At 46.8% G+C, this 21,687-nt stretch carries 17 protein-coding genes and 1 pseudogene; 7 read left to right on the top strand and 11 right to left on the bottom strand.

The genetic code is table 11. The annotated features are described in order from the left end of the window. Positions 1–11 precede the first annotated feature (11 nt). The 7 genes from V4C51_RS04260 to V4C51_RS04230 form a co-directional block, all read right to left on the bottom strand. On the bottom strand, positions 12–638 hold the full coding sequence (locus V4C51_RS04260) for a hypothetical protein (protein WP_330924890.1): 627 nt from the start codon (positions 636–638) through the stop codon (positions 12–14). Positions 639–814: 176 nt separating this feature from the next. Next, on the bottom strand, positions 815–1,102 hold the full coding sequence (locus V4C51_RS04255; protein WP_330924889.1) for a hypothetical protein: 288 nt from the start codon (positions 1,100–1,102) through the stop codon (positions 815–817). A gap of 372 nt (positions 1,103–1,474) precedes the next feature. After that, complete coding sequence (locus V4C51_RS04250; RefSeq protein ID WP_330924888.1) at positions 1,475–1,849, bottom strand: hypothetical protein; 375 nt, start codon at positions 1,847–1,849, stop codon at positions 1,475–1,477. Between the two features lie 352 nt (positions 1,850–2,201). Beyond that, positions 2,202–2,600 (bottom strand): hypothetical protein, encoded by a 399-nt coding sequence (locus tag V4C51_RS04245; RefSeq protein ID WP_330924887.1) that lies wholly within the window; start codon positions 2,598–2,600, stop codon positions 2,202–2,204. A 276-nt stretch (positions 2,601–2,876) separates the two neighbouring features. Continuing rightward, positions 2,877–3,623, bottom strand: coding sequence for an HIRAN domain-containing protein (locus V4C51_RS04240; RefSeq protein WP_330924886.1), 747 nt, complete (start codon positions 3,621–3,623; stop codon positions 2,877–2,879). After that, a complete protein-coding gene (locus V4C51_RS04235) occupies positions 3,610–4,539 on the bottom strand; it encodes a HipA domain-containing protein (protein WP_330924885.1) in 930 nt (309 codons plus the stop codon). Before V4C51_RS04235 ends, V4C51_RS04240 begins: the two co-directional genes overlap by 14 nt. 666 nt (positions 4,540–5,205) lie before the next feature. Beyond that, positions 5,206–5,886, bottom strand: coding sequence for a ComF family protein (locus V4C51_RS04230; RefSeq protein WP_330924884.1), 681 nt, complete (start codon positions 5,884–5,886; stop codon positions 5,206–5,208). 179 nt (positions 5,887–6,065) lie between these two features. Here V4C51_RS04230 and bioB point away from each other — a divergent pair, with 179 nt between their 5' ends. From bioB to V4C51_RS04205, 5 genes are all read left to right on the top strand, one after another. Further along, positions 6,066–7,142, top strand: coding sequence for a biotin synthase BioB (gene bioB, locus V4C51_RS04225; RefSeq protein WP_330924883.1), 1,077 nt, complete (start codon positions 6,066–6,068; stop codon positions 7,140–7,142). Further along, positions 7,139–8,320, top strand: a complete 1,182-nt coding sequence (gene bioF, locus V4C51_RS04220) for an 8-amino-7-oxononanoate synthase (protein WP_330924882.1) — start codon at positions 7,139–7,141, stop codon at positions 8,318–8,320. Before bioB ends, bioF begins: the two co-directional genes overlap by 4 nt. A gap of 3 nt (positions 8,321–8,323) precedes the next feature. Beyond that, positions 8,324–9,052, top strand: a complete 729-nt coding sequence (locus V4C51_RS04215; protein WP_330924881.1) for an alpha/beta fold hydrolase — start codon at positions 8,324–8,326, stop codon at positions 9,050–9,052. Beyond that, positions 9,046–9,873, top strand: a complete 828-nt coding sequence (bioC, locus tag V4C51_RS04210) for a malonyl-ACP O-methyltransferase BioC (protein WP_330924880.1) — start codon at positions 9,046–9,048, stop codon at positions 9,871–9,873. Before V4C51_RS04215 ends, bioC begins: the two co-directional genes overlap by 7 nt. Before the next feature lie 417 nt (positions 9,874–10,290). Beyond that, a complete protein-coding gene (locus tag V4C51_RS04205) occupies positions 10,291–11,400 on the top strand; it encodes a hypothetical protein (protein ID WP_330924879.1) in 1,110 nt (369 codons plus the stop codon). 373 nt (positions 11,401–11,773) lie between these two features. On the opposite strand, the gene glnE is transcribed toward V4C51_RS04205, so the two are convergent. Then, a complete protein-coding gene (gene glnE, locus V4C51_RS04200; protein WP_330924878.1) occupies positions 11,774–14,677 on the bottom strand; it encodes a bifunctional [glutamate--ammonia ligase]-adenylyl-L-tyrosine phosphorylase/[glutamate--ammonia-ligase] adenylyltransferase in 2,904 nt (967 codons plus the stop codon). Positions 14,678–15,824: 1,147 nt separating this feature from the next. Here glnE and aceE point away from each other — a divergent pair. Next, complete coding sequence (gene aceE / locus V4C51_RS04195) at positions 15,825–18,485, top strand: pyruvate dehydrogenase (acetyl-transferring), homodimeric type (protein WP_330924877.1); 2,661 nt, start codon at positions 15,825–15,827, stop codon at positions 18,483–18,485. Here the strand turns inward: aceE and V4C51_RS17860 are convergent. Then, positions 18,470–18,559 (bottom strand): annotated as a pseudogene (locus tag V4C51_RS17860) (hypothetical protein); the annotation flags it as partial. The gene aceE and the pseudogene V4C51_RS17860 overlap by 16 nt on opposite strands. Before the next feature lie 18 nt (positions 18,560–18,577). On the opposite strand from V4C51_RS17860, the gene aceF reads away from it, so the two are divergent. Beyond that, positions 18,578–20,194: a dihydrolipoyllysine-residue acetyltransferase gene (gene aceF / locus V4C51_RS04190; RefSeq protein WP_330924876.1), complete on the top strand. Its 1,617-nt coding sequence runs from the start codon at positions 18,578–18,580 to the stop codon at positions 20,192–20,194. A gap of 244 nt (positions 20,195–20,438) precedes the next feature. Here aceF and V4C51_RS04185 read toward each other — a convergent pair whose 3' ends face one another. Then, the gene (locus V4C51_RS04185) at positions 20,439–20,687 is read right to left on the bottom strand and encodes a helix-turn-helix domain-containing protein (protein WP_420797629.1); all 249 of its coding nucleotides are present in this window, start codon (positions 20,685–20,687) and stop codon (positions 20,439–20,441) included. 24 nt (positions 20,688–20,711) lie between these two features. Beyond that, complete coding sequence (locus V4C51_RS04180) at positions 20,712–21,410, bottom strand: hypothetical protein (RefSeq protein WP_330924875.1); 699 nt, start codon at positions 21,408–21,410, stop codon at positions 20,712–20,714. Between the last annotated feature and the right edge of the window lie 277 nt (positions 21,411–21,687).

The following is a 21,687-nucleotide window of genomic DNA, read 5'->3' as shown; positions in this document are numbered from 1 at the left end:
TGAACGACTTGTTATATTTCGTTTGGTTGAGAGTATGAGTGACCATTTTGAGGGAAATATATTATTTCTCTACTTTCTGGCTCTATACCTGCACAATTTCTTGCGCCACAATACAGAAAGGCAAACTCTAAATTTTCACCATTTTTAAAAATCTTAACCTTGTGATAACTTTTATCATCTAACATTTTTAGTGCATTATTTGCAGCATCTCTACCTTCTCTCTCATTTTTTATCATAATGCTAAAAAATACAGTAAAGGCAAAGCAAAATATCAAAGATTTTCTTAAAAGTCTTTCATATTTTTCATCAATTTTTATTTCATCTTCACTACGCTCTTTTCTCTTATTTTTTAGGTTTGTTTTCTTTATTACTTTCTCAGAAATTTTTATCAGAACTGGGTTTAAAGTTGTTACATAAAAATATATAAACAATACTCCACATATGAAAATAAAAGGCAACAACATTATTAACTCTAAATTTTCAATCATTCCATGATATAAGATTTGATGAAAGTTTCTATCCAATACATCACTATCAAGTCCTAATACACCAAAGTAGCCATGAGTATATGCAGTACTTGAACAATACAAAAAGGCGGTTATCCCAGCCAAGAAAAAAGCACTATCTGATATTTTCATTATTATCCTTCAGAAATATAACGCAGAGTTAAACGGCGCGAACGCAGTGAGCGTCCGATGGAGCAGCGTAGCTGCGGAATGAATTTGAACGATTTGTTAGGCTTTTCTCTGCAAGTATGCTCAGGCTATTTTAAGACAACAGCCTGAATTTATAATCTGAACACTTACCTTTTCGATTATGTGTCTTTTGAAAAGTGCCATTTATCATTGACTAGGTCGCTTCCTTCTATTTGCATAACACCAGAAAAGGTCATCCCTGAAAAAATAACCTTGTTGTCTGTGACTTCATAAGTTCCAGTAGCACCCGATGAAAAAGCAAACTTTTCATCGCCAAGTACTACTGTAACTCCCTTTACTGGGCCATCAGTAATTGAATACTCTCCTTCTACTGAGCTACCACAAGCCACAAGAAATGCGCTTATCAATGAAATAGTAGAAATTTTTAATGCTTTATTCTTTATCATTCTTACTTCCTTTTCATTTTTGGTAAAAGCCTAACAGATGCTTATACGTAACACTTACGCATAAGTAACTGTATGCACGATATGTGAAAACCTCTGCAAGTCTTGCAAGGCAATCCTTCCAGATAAAATACGCACGAAAGTACTCATAACCCCACCTACGCATTTCACGTTTTATATATTGTTCGCCTAAGCAGATACTCATTCCCCAAATCTTCCTCTCTACCCCAAAATTCTGGACCGCCATAACAAGCGAACAGGACACCCAAAACAGCGAACAGAACAGCGAACAGAACAGCGAACAGAACAGCGAACAGGATACACAAAAATTTAACCGGCAATACCAAATTAACGGGTGTCCTATTTTTTTCCCGATTATTGAACACCTGCTTTATTTAATGCTTCTTCATAATCGCTAAACCAGCGTTTACTCCAGCCCATTTCGTCACATAGATCGCGAAGATCATACTCATCATTGATATTGTTGGCTGTAATTATTTTATGTGTTTCTTTATTTACAATCAGACCATTCCAAATCATATTTACCAAATATGGGTATACTGATTGACGGCGAATATGATGAAACTCAGAGGTTGCTACCATTAGTTTAATACCTGTGAGTTCATCAGAAATTATATTAAATTCTTTTATTCTAGTTCTCTTTAATTCTCTCTTTAAAACCATTATATGTTCGCTATATTTAAGGCGGATAACTTCAGCACACTCTGAGTCTCTTACAGATTTTCCCATATTTTCAGATAAACGGAGATAATCTCTTCTCTTATCAGGAATTGGACTATCAATTATCTCATTAAGTCGATAAATTACAGCCGAGTAGTTTATACAAATAATGCCCCCAAAATTAGCTTTATCTGTTGGAGCTATTCCGTCTACAAAATAGCTGGCTGTTGTCCTCCATATTTGAGAAAGATATTCTTCATTTATCCATACTTTACCAGTTCCATCTACGGGAGCACCCTTTGTCCAGGCATTAAATGTACTCTTTGCTGATCGTTTATTAAGGTTATCACCAATATTATTTTCCAGATCAAATTTGGGCCAACTATTTTCAAATAAAACCGTTAACTATCTTCCTCTTGTTTTATTTTGCATTCTTTAACATCCTTTCATAGAGACTATTTAATATCTCTGTAGCTTTTTTTGCATCAGGATGTTTACTCTTGTCAGGATGTATTTTATTTATTACCTTATCTCTCCAAGTCTTGGCTTTTTTCTTATCTTTATAGAAAGATGGTGCTATTTTTAAAGCATCTATCTGTGCTTGACCTGTTAATATTGCCAGATAATAAATTAACTCACTATCCTCGCTTTTAAAATAATCTGACTGATAGTTTGAAGGAGAGTTCAAACTATCATGATTTATATTAAGCTTATCTAGGAGCTCAATAACAGAATAGATAATGGTTTCTTTTTTATCTTCATTTATATCAACAATTAAATCATCTGATGGAGAGTTATCAAATTCATTTTGTTTTCCCATTTTCACTTCAACCTTAATTTAAATTTAGATGTACTATACCACACTCTATATTTTTAGCACTATAAATAAGACAGGGCTAAGCCTCACAGTTTCAATCCTCCCACCACCTGCCATAAGGAGCACGTAGTACAGTTGTTTGAATAAAACAGCCATATGAATAAGTGAGCAGGATAACAAGCGAACAGGACACCCTAAAATTTAACCGGCAATGCCAAATTTATAGGTGTCCTATTTTCCCTATTTTCCCTATTTTTTGGTTTTTCTTTGTTTTCTTCTTTAGCTGGAAAGGATTGTTTGGAATTCTTCTTGATTCATAAACTCTGGTGCTTTATTTGTACTAATACTGCCATTTAATTTACACATTAAACGATAGTTTGCTGGTGCTTCATCACATAAAGATTCAACTGTAATTGTAATATCAGATTTATAATCAACAATTAGTTTGGTAATATCTCGTGTAATATAGCGCGGACAGAAGCCTATAATTTCAGCTGGACTGTCAGCGCGTAAAAATACAGCATGCCTGTCGTAATCGTTTTGAACATCAAGACATAGTTTTAATGTATCACCAGGTTTAAGCTCTGAAATTCGCTGCGATGCACTTTCTTGTAAATGGCTCAAACCATGAACGAAGAAAATCTGCTCAAACTTACCATTATCATCAATTTCAAATCGTTTAAACATTTGAAGCTTGTCAGTACTTCTTAATCCACCTGATCTGCCTAGAACATTAAGAGCGCTCGCGTCTTCAGAATCTAAACCGATCCATTTCAAGAAGCTTGGATATTCAGGTCTTTTAGATGATAAGATTCTATTTTTGAAAAGAGGAAACAGGTCTTCTGAAATGTAAGTTTTATTCATATCCTCCATTCCGTTGAATGCAATAAATTTATCAGATGCAAGTGCTCCTTTCGTATAATTAAAGCTATAACCGGCATCGTGTTCTTTCAACAAGCCTACAACATGCCAGATTCGAGTGTCACTCGATTGCCATGCTAAATAGACTGAATTATGCTCTTTCATCTTCTAGTAACCTTTTTCTATTCTCTAATACCATTTCAATCGCAAACTTTTTAGCCGTCTCAGTTATCATTTCACGGGGTATTCTTGAAAAGATTTCCACAATTTTATCTTCCGTAAAACCTTTAAGTTTATCCAGCCAGTGGGATTTGGCAGTGCTTCTATTCTCAACAGCAATATAAAAAGCATCACAGGTTAATAGAGGCTTTTTATCCGTTTTAAGCCTGAATAATTCAGATCTAGCTTTCGCAACAAACGTTGGGATTTTTCTATTAACGTCTTTAGTGGTGAGGCGCTCATGTCTTTCTGCATCAAGTAGTTCACGGCCCAGGCTTGCGGCATGATCATATGTAGGGCATAGATATTGTTTGCCAGTATCTTGATCCACGATTACTGCCCAGTTTTGATGGTGCCTATCTTGATTGCTGATCAGGGCATCAAGCAATAAATATCCACAGAATACATCAGATGCACTTAAATCAGATGTATCATATGAATTGATATTTGGTGGTAAAATCTTTGAGTCTAAGCACTCTAAAACTCTATCAACAGTATGTTCTTTTACATGAACAAAATGTTTACTGTCATTTTCAGGTTTTGGGTAGTTTTTTGGAAATTTTTTATTTAAAACTTCATTACCCATTACCATTCGAGAACTTTTAGGGATTACGTTCTTTGTAACAACCCCATATCTTCCACCACAAATGGCGAGTTCATAAGTAACGTGAGGAATATTAAGTTCCTCACAAAAAACCTCTGCTATCTTTTCAGACCAATGTTCACCAGTATTCTCTCTGGAGTACTTAAACAACCATTTTGTTTCTTCATTACCCTGAAAATAAAACCAAAACTTCTCTTTTGTTCCTAGTTGCTCTATATCTTCAGCACTGAAATCAATTTTTTCAATTTTAAATGTCATAGTGCCTATCAGTAATAACCAAATTAACAAACAGTACGTGAATTATACCATACACGTGCATTTTTTATCTATATTTGATAACTGTACACATGAATGGTAAAAGTCTAATCAGGATAAGGAGAAGCCTCACGGCTTCAATCTTCCACACTACCGGTCATAAAGATGTAGTACGGCGGTTTAAATCATTTTATATTCATCTTGTCACCAATTCTGGCAACCTCAAGTTCCTGAAATATCTGTCCGGCAAGCTTGTGTCAGGGCAGGGCTTTCAATATGGCTCGCGGATAGATGCTTTCACTGACGCTACCGCCCCTCCAGGCCAGCTCAGGAATCGTCAGGCAGGCTATAAAACCTCATCACAATAGACGTCATTTTCATACAAGTGTGGTATACGATACCACGGTAAAAACCGCTGTCATCTTTTTTGGTGGTAAGTCAGATGAGTGATGGAGTGTACGGCTTACGTCAATTAGCAAAGTGCGTAATGCATACCAACCGTCCCTTCTAACCACTATTGTCATCTGGCAAGCTGAGCACTAGTCCAGCGTTGCAATGCCTGACAATAGCAGGCTTCATTCGTCGTTTATACTCTCTACCGCCCGGCCTGTTGACAAACACCGAATGTGCCGTTTTGTGACATGGACAGAACCTGAGGAACCTGAGTTATCAAACAAAGTTAAAGGGCGCGGCAGGCGTTCGTGCCAAACACCAGACATCCACCTGCTCTACTCCCTGCTTTTGCAGAACACGGCTGACCTCTTTTGCCGTTTCTCCCGTTGTGACCACGTCATCCACCAGGGCGACGTGGCGATACTGTTGAGGATGCTGAGAATAAAGCGCGTGCTCTGTCACAAATGCCCCTTTGATATTTTTACGCCGTCCCTTAACGGATAAGCCTTGTTGCGCGTCCGTATGGCGGTGCCGTTTTACCATCCGGTAATCCACCGGGCAGTGAATCCCCTCGGGTAATTGTTTTGCAATGGCTTTGGCAATCAGCAACGCCTGATTATAACCACGTTGTCGAAGCTTTTTCGGGTGAAGGGGAACAGGAATCATCCTATCAGGCCATTGTTGCTGGTAGTGATCCGTCAACACCTCCACCAGTGGCGTTACCAGGGGAGCGACCAGCTCAAGACGATGAGAATATTTGATGTTACGGATCAATCTGTCCACGGGGAAGTCATACACATAGGCTGCCAGGCAGCAGGTAAACGGTGGCTCACTTTTCAGACAACTGGCACAGAGTTCAGACAGGGTATCCTTCAAGGGCAGGGCACACCGGGGGCAACAAACTTCTGCCACTGGAAAGTTATCCACACAATGGTCACAAACAGGTTTACTAAGCACGCTCGTATCACAACATACAAGACATTGAACGTTTATAGGGTGATGTGTGAGGTTCCTGCAAGCAAGGCGGTATCCGTGAAAAAACCGTGATGTAAACTTTTTAACATTCATTTGGTTGACTAATCGCCGCCGTCCGTTACCATCAAGGCTATATTAGTGACTATCAGGCCCGTCTGCGCATGACTTCCAACCACCGTGATATCCGTAATGACTGGACCATTGATGAAGTGGCACAATTGTTCGATATGCCGTTCAACGATTTGTTGATGCAAGCGCAAACCCTTCATCGCACCTATTTTCAGCCGAATCAACTCCAGGCTTCCATATTGCTGTCCATTAAAACCGGCGCTTGCCCGGAAGACTGTAAATACTGTGCCCAAAGCGGTCATTACAATACCGGGCTGACCAAAGAAAAACTGATTCAAGTGGAAAAGGTAGTTCAAGCGGCGCGCAAAGCCAAAGAAAGTGGCGCCACCCGCTTTTGTATGGGGGCAGCCTGGCGCAATCCTCCGGCAAAGGATATGCCCATGCTGATTGAAATGATTCAGCAGGTAAAAGCCCTGGATCTTGAAACCTGCATGACACTGGGCATGTTAAGCCGCCAGCAGGCAGACACCCTGGCCAAGGCCGGACTCGATTATTACAACCACAACCTCGATACCTCGCCAGAGCATTACGGCAATATCATCACCACCCGCAGTTATGCTGACCGACTTGAAACATTAGCCCATGTCAGGGACTCGGGCATGAAGGTTTGTTGTGGCGGTATTTTAGGGCTTGGTGAAACCTTGCGCGATCGCGTGTCCTTACTGCGGCAGTTGGCCAATCTCCCTGAGCACCCCGAAAGCGTGCCGGTTAACCGGCTCTCAAAAATTGCTGGCACACCCATGGAAAATGCCGAAGAGGTGAGCGGTATTGAGTTTGTCAAAACCATCGCGGCGGCCCGTATTATGATGCCAAAGTCGTATATTCGTCTGGCCGCTGGCCGTGAAACCATGAGTGATGAGTTGCAGGCGCTGGCGTATATGGCGGGCGCTAACTCCATTTTTAGTGGTGAAAAACTGCTTACTACACCCAATGCTGAGCCTGGTTGCGATATGCAACTGTTTACAGCGCTGGGGGTGACGCTGGAAACCTACGAAGAAACGATCAGTCACAACGGGAACCCTGAAAAATCTGAAAAATCTGAACCTGAACTCACCCCATCGCCCCTGTTTTATGAGGCAAGGCCCCTGGCTGAGAAGGCCCGTGCATGAGTGGCTTTGCCTTATCCGAGGGTTTGCGACAGCAACGTACCACAGGGCTTTACCGTTCGCGAACCACTGTTGCGTCGGCGCAACGCCCTGAAGTGACCGTTGATGGTCGCCGGTATCTGGTGTTTAGTAGTAATAATTATTTAGGGTTGGCTGATCACCCAAAGGTTATTGCCCGATTTCAACAGGCCGCCAATGAATACGGTGTCGGCAGTGGCGCTTCGCACCTGATTATCGGCCACAGCAAGGCTCACCAGGCACTGGAAGAAGCGCTGGCGGCATTGACCGGACGTGACCGGGCACTGTTATTTGGCAACGGTTATATGGCCAACCTTGGTGCCATGGCGGCATTGACCGGGCGTGAAGACAGTATCTTTCAGGACCGGCTGAATCATGCCTCATTGCTTGATGCCGCCCAGTTATCGGGCGCGCGTTGGCGCAGGTTTCGGCACAAGAACCATGATCACCTGGTTAACCTGCTGGCGAAAAGTACGGCCCGAAACACACTCATTGTGACTGATGGCGTGTTCAGCATGGACGGTGACAGGGCCGACCTCCATGGTCTTTCATCCATTGCCGAGCAGCACAATGCCTGGTTAATGGTGGATGATGCCCACGGTATTGGCGTACTTGGCAAAAATGGCGGTGGCAGTGCGGAGCACCTGGGGTTGACTCAACAGCACCTCCCCATATTAATGGGCACGCTCGGTAAAGCCTTTGGCACTTATGGCGCGTTTATTGCCGGCAGTGACGCGCTCATTGAAAGCCTTATCCAGTTTGCCCGCACCTATATTTATACCACCGCCTTGCCACCGGCCATAGCAGAAGCTACCCGAGCAAGCCTGCAAATTATTCAGCAAGAACCCTGGCGGCGAGAGCATCTCAAGGAACTTATTCGGTTTTTTCGCCACAGTTGTGAGCAGTTGGGTATTGCCCTGATGCCCTCTGAAACCCCCATCCAACCGTTGCTGACAGGTTCTGTCGCTGAAACCCTGGCGGTGAGTGAGGCACTGGCTGAACAGGGCATACTGGTTAGCGCCATTCGCCCCCCCACTGTTCCCAAAGGTGAGTCACGACTGCGGATAGCGTTAAGTGCCGCCCATACAAAAACACAGGTAGAGCAGTTAGTGAATGCGCTTGATACCGTAATCAACCACCCATCCCACCAGCAGAAGAGGTAAGCCATGCCATTGCCACGGGTATTCATTAATGGTTGGGCTATGCCTGCTTGTGCACCGGCGACGTTACTGGAATGCCTGCCCTCAGCAGCAGACTCGATTATCCACTTGTCTGACCTGGTGAGTCCCGGTGATATCACCCTGAATACGCTGCTGGCGGCCTTACGCCAAAAGATGCCAGAGCCCCCTTGCCTGCTGATGGGTTGGTCTTATGGCGGTATGCTGGCCTGTGCTTATGCCGCGCGCTTTCCACAGCGGGTCAAGGCGTTAGTGACCCTGGCCATGAATCCCTGCTTTGTTGCACAGGCGCACTGGCAGGCAGGTATGGCGACGGATGTCTTCGAGCAGTTTGTACGACGCTTTTCAACCCACCCTGAAAAAACACGCAAGCAGTTTATTGCCCTGTGCTGTATGGGGGGAGCCAATGAGACACACCAACGACGGCAACTAATGGCCGAAATGCCTTTAGCCACTGACGGGCTGTTACCCTTGTTAAAGCTGTTTGGCGCTCTTGATATCCGGCCATTGATGACCAGGGTTCAGTGCCCGGTAACCCATATTTATGGTGAGCAAGATGCCGTTGTGCCTGTTGCTGTGTCCACATTGATGGAGGCGCATTACCCTTGGCATCGCACTGAACGAATGGCGGGCAGCCATTGTTTTTTTATGGATAATCCAAAGTCTGTGTCGTATTTGATGGCGCGCCGTCACAAGGAGGTCGCCAGCCCATGTTAGCCACGCCCCAGGAAGAAGCGCCATTAGGCAATGCCCGTACCCGCCAGCAGTTCAAGAAACGGGTTCAGACCCATTTCAGTAAAGCCGCCACCAGCTATGATGCTGCGGCACTGTTGCAACAGCGGGTAGCCGAACATACCCATTTACTGATTCCGCCCTCGCAGGTGTTTTCCCGCATACTGGATGTAGGTTCCGGTACTGGTTATCAAACACGACAACTGCGCCGGCGTTACCCTAATGCCAACATCACCGGCATTGACCTGGCTATAGGCATGGCACAATACGCCAGCGCTCAAACCCCTTGTCATCACCCTATCCACTGGGCTGTGGGGGATATGGAGTGCCTCCCCTTTCAGTCCGACACTTTCGATCTTGTGTATTCAAGCCTGGCGATTCAATGGGGAGAACTCAGTCATGTGCTGCAAGAAATCAAGCGCGTACTGAAGCCCGGTGGATTGTTTGTCTTTTCGTCATTGCTGTGTGGCACCATGGTTGAGTTAAAAACCGCCTGGCAGCAAGTGGATGACGAATCACGTATGAACCGGTTTAAAACACTGGCAGAAAAACAACAGGTTTTTGAGCAGCTCCATATGCCCTTGAATCATGTACATCGCCGGTGGGAAACGCTGTTTTATCCTTCTGTTCGCGCCATGCTCGGTGAGCTTAAGGCATTGGGCGTGAATGTTGCCCAGTCACCGGCCAGGGGACTGATGACAAGGCATAAGCTGAACGCCCTGGGCAATGCCTACGAAGTACACCGACAACCACAAGGGCTGCCTTTGTCTTATGAGGTGGTCTATGGACAGGTGAATACGCGGTGAATACCACGTGGAAATTCGGTCTTTTGATATCCTCTCGCAGCTAACCCAGATATTTCATAAACATGCTCCTGGCCTTGCTTGCTCCTTGCGGCTCTAAGGGCAGTTTATGAAATATCCGGGCTAAAATAGAGCTGTGCCCTCAATCATCTTCTGGTGAAGCCTAAGAAGCAGTCTTAAACGTCATGCTCCTACTGCCGCTAAGATAAATGGGTCTAAAAAGTCGCTTTTGTTCGTCAAATAGTCCCGCTATTCTCCTCACAAAAGTGACTTTTTATCCGCCATTTCTCGCGGTCCTCGCTACGGGCAGACTTTTAAGACTGCTTCTAAGAAACTGCTCATGATCTTTTGTGAGAAGGTTTTGAAAGAGTGTCTATACTTACCTACCTATTACTGTTGCTAACAAAGAGGGGCGCAGAAATGCTAAAAGCCATAAGGTTTTTGTATTTATTGTTATTGATGATGCTGCCTGTTACGGTTTTAGGGGCAGTTAAAGGCAGGTTAACCGTGCTTGAAGGGAATGCCAGTGTTCGAATGATTTTTGACAGGGAAGCCAGTGATAAAGCGAAAGCAGACGTTACAAAAATGGTTACTTCCTTTTATCATTCAGCCGATGATGACTTAACATGGGGTGACCCTGGTGGGTTGGCTTATAACCAATCACCGCAAAAGCTGCGCAAACAAGTACTTGAGCGGCTGAAGCAGAAGCTTGGTGAGGAGGATGTTACTTTTACTCAGGTGGTCGTAGGTATTGCTGGCTTCGAGAAAAAAGACGAGATTTACCCTGGCACATCCATCACCAGAGAAGCGTTTCATAAAGAGAATTACGCAGTGATGCTGGGTGTTGATCCAGACAGCATCCATATGATTAGTGACAGCGATTTAGTGGCAAAAGCCGCTGAGATTTACGCCAAAAATAAAAAAAATGAAGACAACCCTCTGGTTTTACAACTCACCACGTTTGCCTACGGCTATACGATAAATGGCAAGGGAGGCATGGATTATTATCAACATGGAAGAAATGGCGCAAGCTGGCAATTTGGGGCGTCTGTATACAGTGATAAAGATTCAACCCAGGAAAGATTTGCCAAATACAGGGAAGACCTTATTAAGTTCATTAATGAAAAGCTGCATAAAACTGTCGATACGAAAGGCAGGCTGCTTTCGGGCCATAAAAGAATGAACGTACTGGGCTATTTGTCTATGCAGCTAGCTCGAAAGGATGGTATTTCAAAAGAGACTAAAACGTATCTGGCAGAAAAAGAAGCCCTTCTCATACCCCCAGCGCGTAATGTGGCAGGTCAGCTTGCTTCATCAGACCTTGAGGAGAAAAAGCCATTAATTATGATTGCGGGCGCAGAGTATTTCCCTGATATTCAACAGCAGTTTGAAGGTAAACTTCTCCCTGCGAGTTCTCACAGAACTCAGCTATTTTGTCAGGGAAACGATTTTCTTATCAGCCTGGATCAGGCAGGCGCTGCATTTATTTCACAGCCGAAAGCAGAAGTTGAGGCGCCGGGTTCACACTGATTGCTTGTTATATCAAGCTACGTGGCGGCAAGTCAGTGAAGCCCCAGGAACCTGTCGGACTTAAGACAATTTCGGCCTAAAATCCAGGAAGTGCGAGAAGGTGCGAGAAGGTGCGAGAGAGTGCGGCCATAATTTCCGATCAATTTGCTTAAATAGGTCAACTATTCGCACAAATTGATCGAAAATTCTGACTCGCCCTACTGAATTTTATGCTCGAAAGCATAAGTCCGACAGGCTCCCAGCAGCGCTAAAGAGCAGGTGACCGGGGTGTACGAATGCTGGCAAAAACGCTACCAACAAAAAAGTAGCCGTTTGAAAGGCGACGGTATAGACGGGTATAGGTGCCACCACAACCAAAGGTGGCACGAAGCGGTTAGTTTTCCAGCCACTTTTTCCACAGCTGCTTCACAGCCGTTGAATAGTCCTTGATACTCTCGTGGCTGATCAGTGGTTTTTCATTCTGTAAGGCCAGTTTATGCACAATTAGCCGGTATTGCTGATAGGCTTGTCGCAGGACGTGCGCTTCTTCGTGACTAAGGATTTTTGCCGCTTCGAGCTGTTCCGATATACGAATATTATCTGTCCACCGCACCAGCTCAGGGTAATCCGGGCTATAGCGCAATACGGCATACTGCATTAAAAACTCAATATCGATAATCCCGCCTTTATCCTGCTTCAGGTTAATTTGCCCCTGTTTGCCTTTGCTGCCTGAATGCCCTTGCATTTTCTGACGCATGCCGGTGACATCCTTTCGCAGTGTTTCCGGGTCACGTACTTTTCTCAGCACCGATGCCCTGAGCTCGGTAAATGCTTCTGCCAGTGCCGAATCTCCGGCAACCACCCTTGCCCGGACCAGGGCCTGGTGTTCCCAGGTCCAGGCATCATTATGCTGGTATTTTTCATAGGCGCGAAATGAGTTGACCAAAAGGCCGGAAGCCCCCGAAGGCCGCAGGCGCATATCCACCTCATACAATGCGCCCGATAGTGTCTGAGTGGTCAGGATATGAATAATTCGCTGACCAAGGCGGGCATAAAATACGTTACTGTCAACTGGCCTTGCCCCATCAGTTGTCTGATGATCAACACCGTTGTGGACAAATACCAGGTCAAGGTCTGACCCTGGACCCAGCTCAATACCACCGAGCTTGCCATAACCAATAATGATAAAGCCGAGGCCGCAAACGCCGCCGCCTTCTGTCTGTGGACGACCATGGCGTTCTGTCAGATTCCGCCAGGCAATTGCGACCACTTGTTCCAGAACGGCTTCAGCAATCCAGGTGAGATAATCGCTTTCTTTCATCAGTGGCAACTTACCCACCACATGGGCCGCTGTCACGCGCAATACATGGGACATTTTGAAATAGCGCAAGGCCTCCATTTGTGCTTCAAGGTCATCTTCTGGTATATGGGCCAGCTGTTGGCGGAGTTCGTCGGCCAGAGCATCTTTTTTTGGGGGGCTATACAAGTTACCCAGATTTAAAAATTCATCGAGCAAAGCAGGGTTGCGAGCAATCAAGTCAGCAATCCAGGGGCTGGAAACGCAGAGCTTGCATAAGTGCTCTAATGCCGCAGGATTTTCCATCAGCAACACCAGATAAGCCGTTCGCCGTAGTACTGCTTCAACCAATGGCAACAGCCGATTCAGGGCTGTATCAGGATGATCCGATGCGGCAGCAACTTCCAATAGCAGGGGCATAAACCGGTCTACCCGTTCACGGGATTGCCTGCGTACACGGGATAAAACCCTGCCATCGCGTAACGCTGATAACAGACGAAGGGATTGATCCGGGTCACTAAAGCCCTGCGCTTGCAACACATTGATCTCTTCAGCGTCATCAAGCTCAGCCATCCACAGGGAACGAAAATGCTGTGTTTTTTTCTGTGAGGAGGCAGGACTTTCCGGTAAACCCACCACGTCAGCAAAATGCTGACTGACTATACGTCGATGCTTGTTTAGCTGAGCCATAAAGGCATCCCAGCTAGCACAATCCATAACTAACGCCAGGCGGGTTCTGGCCTCTGTCTCTTTAGGCAGCTCCTGTGTCTGCTGATCCTGAACGGCTTGAATGGCATGCTCTACATTCCTTAAAAACAGATAGGCATCTTTAAGTTGATCCGTTGCCGTTTCAGGCATATACGCCTGCTTTGCCAGTGCCGGTAAGATAGTCAGCAATGCCCTTTGTCGCAGTACCGGATCTCTGCCACCGTGAATTAGCTGAAACGACTGAGCAATGAATTCAATCTCCCGTATACCCCCTGGTCCGAGCTTGATATTGTTTTCCATTCCCTTGCGTTTCACTTCACGCTCAATCAGGTGCTTCATATCCCTTAACGAAGTAATGGCACTGAAATCAATATAGCGCCGATACACAAAAGGCTTTAGCTGTGCCAGCAATTCATTGCCCCTGGCCGTGTCGCCTGCGACAGCCCGCGCTTTGATCATGGCGTAGCGTTCCCAGTCACGGCCCTGATCCTGGTAATACTGTTCCATGGCGGCAAAGCTCATGACCAGCGCGCCACTGCTGCCATAAGGACGAAGACGCATATCCACGCGAAATACAAATCCTTCTGCGGTGCGGCAATCCAGCACTTTTATCAGCCGTTGTCCCAGTCGGGTAAAGAACTCCTGATTAGTCAGGCTTTTTCGGCCTCCAGCCGTTTCTCCCTGGTTGGGGAAAGTGAATATCAAATCAATATCCGAGGACAGGTTGAGTTCGTTGGCACCGAGTTTTCCCATACCCAATATGACCATTTGCTGGGGTTCGGGGTCTGCGTTATTACCACTATAAGGCGTGCCGAGGCCAGGCGTCATGTCACCATATAGCCAGTCCAGTGCGTGCTGAATGCAGGCATCGGCCAGGGCTGATAAATCCGTGGTGGTTTGCTGCGTTGTCGCCAGGCGATTCAGGTCACGCCAGATAATCCTTACCATCTCCCGGTTGCGGTAGACACGCAGCTTTTTGATCAGTTCGCTTTCTGAATGCACGTCCGCCAGCAGGTTTTTCACGCTTTGGTGGTGAAAGCCTGTGGGTACGGCCATCTGTTGACCCCGATTGAACAGTTGTAGAAAATAGGCCGCATAATTCGGATATGAGATGAAAACATCGGCGGCAAAATCACTCCCTGCCCAGGTTTTCATTAACTGCGTATAAAACAGGCTGGTCTTTGATGCCGCGCTTTGCAAAACGTCCGGGTTATCCACATGCTCCAGCAATTGCTGCCATCGTTCATTGAGAGAGTCAACCAAACGGGAGGGGTAAGAGCCGAGCAATGCCATTTGAGCACTCACTGTATAGGGGAATCACTGAATTCTATCGTTTTTTACCAGCGGGTTCTAACGGACGTTTACCCTGAAATCCTGTAAAATCCACCAAACCAAAAAGTCATAAGACGTATAGAGGGGCGAGTAGCTATTTTTCACCCTCTCACATATCTGACCCACTACCGACAGGCTCCTAGGAGCCTGTCCGAGAATAGACTCCCCTACTGCGGTTGCGATAAATGGGTCTAAAAATTCCTGCTTCTTCGTCAAATAGCCCCACTATTATCCTCAGAAGCAGAAATTTTTATCCTCAATTTCTCGTAATCCTCGCTACGGGCGCTATTCTCGGTCAGGCTCCTAGCTGCAAAACGGAATGTCAGAGGATATAAGAAGCCACGTTTCAAGATAATGGTATATTTACTGAGAGGAAAGCTCGACTTCAGTCGGGTGAGCTCAGCCTGCTTATCCACTTAACATTCAAAAGAGCCAAAAAATACGCTGTTAAAAACACCGCTTTGTCGGACCAGATAAGTAGTGGTACTCATTGTGGCAATTGCTTACTTCGTAGTTAAATCAGTGCTGATCAACATCATTTTTTTCTGTTGGGTAATAGGGGCTGTGACGCAGAAGCATCGTCCCATACACTCTCTGTGTAAAGCAACCTTTAGAAGCAGTCTTAAAAGTCTGCCCGTAGCGAGGACTGCGAGAAATGGCGGATAAAAAGTCGCTTTCGTGAGGAGAATAGCGGGACTATTTGACAAACAAAAGCGACGTTTTAGACCCATTTATCGTAGCCGCGGTAGGAGCATGACTTTTAAGACCGCTTCTTAATAAAAGGTGAAACCTGACTCTCCGCCATGGCCGTGTCAACTGCCATGGCGGTTACTGACTATCTCATCACGTTTTCAGGATTAAGGCTGTCTCAGGCAGATAGTCTTCGAGCTGTGGTTGAGACGCTTAAACAATGACTTTTCCTGACGCACAGGCGTCTGGCAGCAAGCAGGAACAGTTATCTGGGCTATCCTGACTGACATAATTCAAGTACGTGAGTGTTTCTGGTGGGTGAAACAGGCACTCAGACGGTCCGTCTGCTGTGTTCCCATTCTCCTCGCTGATTGTCATTAGCCTGTTACCGCTGTTCGTCTTCATGGAGCCGGTTTGTATGCATGATATCGACCCGATTGAAACCCAGGAGTGGCTGGACTCCCTGGATTCTGTTCTTGAGAAAGAAGGTGAAGACAGGGCAAATTTCCTGCTGACCCGTCTAGCCCGCCATGCGCGCGCAAAAGGCACGCAGCTACCTTATGCCATTACTACGCCTTACCGCAACACCATTCCACCGGAGAAAGAAGCCCGGATGCCGGGCGACCTCTTTATGGAACGGCGTATTCGCTCTCTGGTGCGCTGGAACGCCCTGGTAATGGTGATGCGTGCCAACCAGAAAGACAGTTCTCTCGGCGGCCATATTTCTTCTTTTGCGTCCAGTGCCACACTGTACGATATTGGCTATAACTATTTTTTTCACGGTCATGAAAGCGACCGTGAAGGTGATCTGGTCTATTATCAGGGGCACGTGGCTCCGGGCATTTATGCCCGCGCCTTTCTGGAAGGTCGCCTGAGCGAAGAACAAATGAACCGCTTTCGCCAGGAAGTGGCTGGCAACGGACTGTCTTCCTACCCTCACCCGCATCTGATGCCTGACTTCTGGCAGTTCCCAACGGTTTCCATGGGGCTTGGGCCGTTACAGGCGATTTATCAGGCACACTTCATGCGGTACCTGGTCAACCGTGGGTTGGCACCGGAGCAAAACCGTAAAATCTGGGCCTTTTTGGGCGACGGCGAAATGGATGAACCCGAATCCCTGGGTGCTATTTCCCTGGCCGGTCGTGAAAATCTTGATAACCTGATCTTCGTCATCAACTGTAACCTCCAGCGCCTGGACGGCCCGGTAAGGGGCAACGGTAAAATTATCCAGGAGCTGGAAGGCGTCTTCCGTGGTGCCGGCTGGAATGTGATTAAAGTCACCTGGGGCCGTCACTGGGATCCGCTGTTTGCCAACGATAACGATGGCAAGTTGCAGGAAATCATGGATGAAGCGGTTGATGGTGACTACCAGAATTGTAAAGCCAAAGGGGGGGGCTGGACCCGTGAGAATTTCTTTGGTCGTACGCCTGAAACCCTGAAAATGGTGGAAGGCATGAGCGATGAGGATATCTGGCGCCTGAACCGGGGTGGTCATGACCCCTACAAGGTCTATGCTGCCTACCATGCTGCCGTTCATCACAAGGGGCAACCCACGGTGATCCTGGCGAAAACTGTCAAAGGTTACGGTACGGGTGACACTGGCGAAGCAGCTAACGTGTCTCACAACGTGAAAAAGCTGCCTGTGGAAGACCTTAAACACTTCCGTGATCGTTTTGACCTGCCCATCAAAGATGAAGACCTGGAAAAACTGCCATTATTCAAGCCTGATGCGGATAGCCCTGAAATGGTTTACATGCGCAAGCACCGTGAAAAACTTGGCGGTTTTATCCCACAGCGTCGCCGGGAGTCTGATATCAAGCTGGTCATCCCTGAGTTAAAAGTCCTTGACGCGGTTCTAAAAGGCAGTGGCGAGCGCTCTATCTCCACGACTATGGCGTACGTTCGTATTCTGGGTATTTTGGCGAAAGACAAGGGGATTGGTAAGTACATTGTGCCGATTATTCCCGATGAGGCCCGTACTTTTGGTATGGAAGGCATGTTCCGTCAGCTGGGTATTTACTCGGCAGAAGGCCAGAACTACGAACCTGTTGATTCTGATCAGGTCATGTACTATAAGGAGTCCAAAACCGGCCAGATTCTGGAAGAAGGCATTAACGAAGCGGGTTCCCATGCCGCATGGATCGCGGCGGCTACATCCTACAGCAGCCATAACGTGCCCATGATTCCGTTCTACGCTTTTTACTCCATGTTCGGGTTCCAGCGCACGGGGGATCTGGCGTGGGCATCGGGTGATATTCAGGCACGCGGCTTCCTCATCGGCGCCACTTCTGGTCGCACCACCCTCAATGGTGAAGGTTTACAGCACCAGGATGGTCACAGCCATATCATGGCGTCAACCGTGCCTAACTGTATCAGCTACGACCCGACCTACGGTTACGAGTTGGCAGTCATTATCCACAATGGCCTGCGTCGAATGTATGGTGAAGGTGAAAATGTGTGGTACTACGTCACCACGATGAATGAAAACTACCAGCAACCTGCCATGCCCGCCGATGATGGCACCGTTGAAGGCATTGTCAAAGGCTTGTACTGCCTGGAAGACAATAGCGCCCGCAAAGCCAGACACCATGTGCAGCTCATGGGGTGCGGGACCATTCTTGAGGAAGTGCGTGCGGCTGCTGAGCTTCTGCGCAAGGACTTTGAGATTGAAGCGGATATCTGGAGCGCCACAAGCTTCAACGAGCTCCGTCGTGATGGTCTTGATGCTGAGCGTTACAACATGCTGAACCCTGGCGCTGACAAGCGGGTTTCCTGGGTCGAGCAGAAACTCTCTGGCCGCAAGGGGCCGGTTATTGCCTCCTCTGACTATATGAAACTGTACGCTGACCAGATTCGTGACTTTGTACCGGGCACATTTATTGCCCTCGGCGCTGATGGCTTTGGCCGCTCTGACACCCGTGAGCAGCTGCGCAAGTTTTTTGAAGTTGACCGTTACTATGTGGTGATTGCTGCGCTTTTTGGCTTGCTAAAAGAGGGTGAGATCGACGTCAGCGTGCTGGAAAAAGCGATTAAGGCATACAATATAGATCCATCCAAAGCGAACCCTATGTACTGCTGAGGTTGAGGATTCACCGAACCTGTCAACAGGTTGGGTACATGGTGATAGTGCCAGTGAGAGAATAAGGCTGGCACCTTAAAGGGTTAAAACGAATGAGTGACGAAATCATCAAGGTTCCAGATATCGGCAGCGGCAGTGCAGAAGTGATTGAGATCTGTGTCAGCCCTGGCGATGCCATTGACGCTGAAGACTCTCTGATTGTCCTTGAGTCCGACAAGGCGACAATGGAAGTGCCTGCCCCCAAAGCTGGCAAGATTGTCGATATTATCCTGAAAGTCGGTGACAGCGTTTGTGAAGGGGATGACCTGCTGAAAATGGCGCTCAATACAGCCGATGCGCCGGCAAAGCCTGAGACTGAGACTGAAGTGGCGGTACCACCCGCTCCTGTTGCGACACCTACCCCCGCTGCTGCCAAGGCCGCGATTGAACCGGTTACTGTGCCTGATATTGGCGATGAAAATGTGCCCGTTATTGAAGTGTGTGTCAGCGTTGGCGATAGCGTGGCAGAAGAAGATTCGCTGATTGTTCTGGAGTCTGACAAAGCCACCATGGAGGTTCCTTCACCGAAGGCCGGTGTCATCAAAGCCATTAAGGTGAAAGAAGGCGATAGCCTGAGCCAGGGAGACTTGATTGCTGAGTTGGAAGTGGCAGGTGCTGCTGAGCCAGAATCTGCGGAAAAATCCCTTCCTGCCCAGGCATCCCGACCGGCAGAACCTGAGGCGGCAAAAGCGTCTGCACCGGTGATTGAGACATCGGCAGCCTCTGTGAATCCTGTTGCCCTCGAGCAAGGCAATCGACACGTTCATGCCGGACCTGCGGTGCGTAAGCTGGCCCGCGAGTTTGGTGTAGAACTTGCGCTGGTTAAAGGCACAGGTCCTCGTGGCCGGATCATTAAGGAAGACGTGCAGACGTTTGTTAAAACCCGGCTGAAGGCATCGAGCCAGGTCTCTGAGTCTGCTGGCGCGGCGGGTACGGGTATTCCTCCGGTGCCTGCGGTTGATTTCAGTCAATGGGGTGAAATAGAAGACAAACCACTGACGCGCCCGCGCGCTATCGCCGCTCAGAACTTCCAACGTTCGTGGCTGAATGTGCCCCACGTTACCCAGTTTGACGAAGCCGATATTACCGAGCTGGAAGCTTTCCGCCAATCACAAAAGGCCGCTGCTGAAGCCCGTGGCACCAAGCTGACGCCTTTGCCATTTATTTTGAAAGCCAGCGCTTACGTACTGAAAGAGTTGCCTCAGTTCTGCTCATCCCTTAGCCCGGATGGTAAATCGCTGATTCAAAAGCACTACATCAATATTGGTGTGGCGGTGGATACCCCCGATGGTTTGCTGGTGCCCGTGATTAAAAATGTGGACAAAAAAGGTCTGTGGGAGTTAGCGCAAGAGTGTATTGAGCTGGCAGGAAAAGCGCGTAACAAAACCCTGAAGCCGGCTGAAATGCAAGGCGGCTGTTTTACCATTTCCAGTCTCGGCGCCATTGGTGGTACGGCTTTTACACCCATTGTCAATGCGCCCGAGGTAGCTATTCTTGGTCTGTCCAAGTCTGCCATGAAGCCGTTATGGAATGGTAAAGAGTTTGCGCCACGGTTATCTCTGCCTTTATCGCTCTCTTATGACCACAGAGCGATTAATGGTGCTGAAGCCGCACGATTTACTGCCATGCTGAGCGTTGTTCTTGGAGACATTCGCAAGCTGCTGCTGTGACACATAGCTGTAACCTCGTTCCCACGCTCCGCGTGGGAATGCCTACCTTCTTGACCATAACGCCAGTATTTGGCCTTATCGACGTACCGTGTATTCCGGTGGCGTACGTGTTACCATGCGGAGCGTGGGAACGAGACACAATTTTGATCATATAAAAGCTTAGGATAAATTTTGGCGGATAAATTTATGGGTGTCCCATTCTTTTCATTCTTGCCTATCCTATTCTTGCCAATTCTTTGTTTGGCTATCGGTTAAGCGCCCGCCCCTCACTGCCACTGTTTTCAGGTTTGAGCTGTGCCTTTGATAAAAAATGATCAATATGGCGTATGATTGAGGTTTCATGCAGCCTCAGAGCCTGAGCAATAGCTTTAGTCGTCCAGCCTTCTGAGCGAAGTAGTACAGCTATTCGGTCACGCTCGCGAGCGTCTCGGGACTTCTTGTGTTGAGTCTCAAGCTGATGTTTCTGCTGGCGTGTGAGAGTGAATTTTGGCATTCAGGTACAATGTAGAAAATACCCTCAAGAATCAAGTATTTCCAAAGGCGACAGGTATATATTAGAAGGAATACTTGTTGCCCCTGGACGTATGGCGTAAAAACTGACGTCAAATCTCTCTTTAAGCGGTGTATAAATAGCCTCGGCATAAAAAGTACCGAACTGGTTAATCGTCAGGTATTCATTGCTGTTCAAGAGGTTTTTCTTTATGGGGTAGGCGTGGTGAGTGGCTGTGTCAACAGCAATGGCTAAACAGACATTGTTTGCCGCAAGGCATGTACTAAGTGAGCCAGTAGAATAAATAAATTGGAATAGTACACCGGCTTCATTCATCGCTTCTTTGATCATTAAATCTGAGCAGCGTGTGAATGAAAAACAGTAACGGTACTTTTTAATTAGCGCAGGATTAACTTTCTTGATGCCCCAAACAGCGCTGAGTTCTATTAAAATAGCAACAATGGAATTTGGGATACAGTTTTTCCCAAATTGACGAGGTACTGATAGCATACCTTTTCCCCTATTTGGAATAAGCATTTGCTTTTTCAGATTAGATGTAACTTGAGTAGAATGGATGATTTTTACTGGCTGTTGACAGAGAATATGCTGGGAAACCGTGCTGAAAATTGCGATGTTCTGCGGCGGTTCAGAAAATATGGAAAATATAAAGAAAATATAGGACACCCATAATTTAAAAATATAGGAAAAATATAAAATATAGGACACCCATAATTTTGACCCTATAAAATCTTAGGACAAGTTTATGGGCAAGTTTATGGGTGTCCTATTCTTCTATTCTTCCGAGTTTATGGGTGTCCTATTCTTCCGCTATTCTTCCGTCCTATTCTTCCCGCTATTCTTCCTGTATGGCTTCAGCGATATCACGGGTGGTCATACCACGGGCTTGACATCCTCCTCCAGCTAGGTCGCTGGAGGATTCCTATTAGGCGGCTACTTTCTCACGATTTCGCTGAGGTTCCTGCTTCTTCAAAGGCTCTAACGA

This window comes from Candidatus Sororendozoicomonas aggregata (genome assembly GCF_031528575.1).
GTDB lineage: Bacteria > Pseudomonadota > Gammaproteobacteria > Pseudomonadales > Endozoicomonadaceae > Endonucleibacter > Endonucleibacter aggregata.
This window is presented reverse-complemented; position numbering and strand designations above follow the sequence as displayed.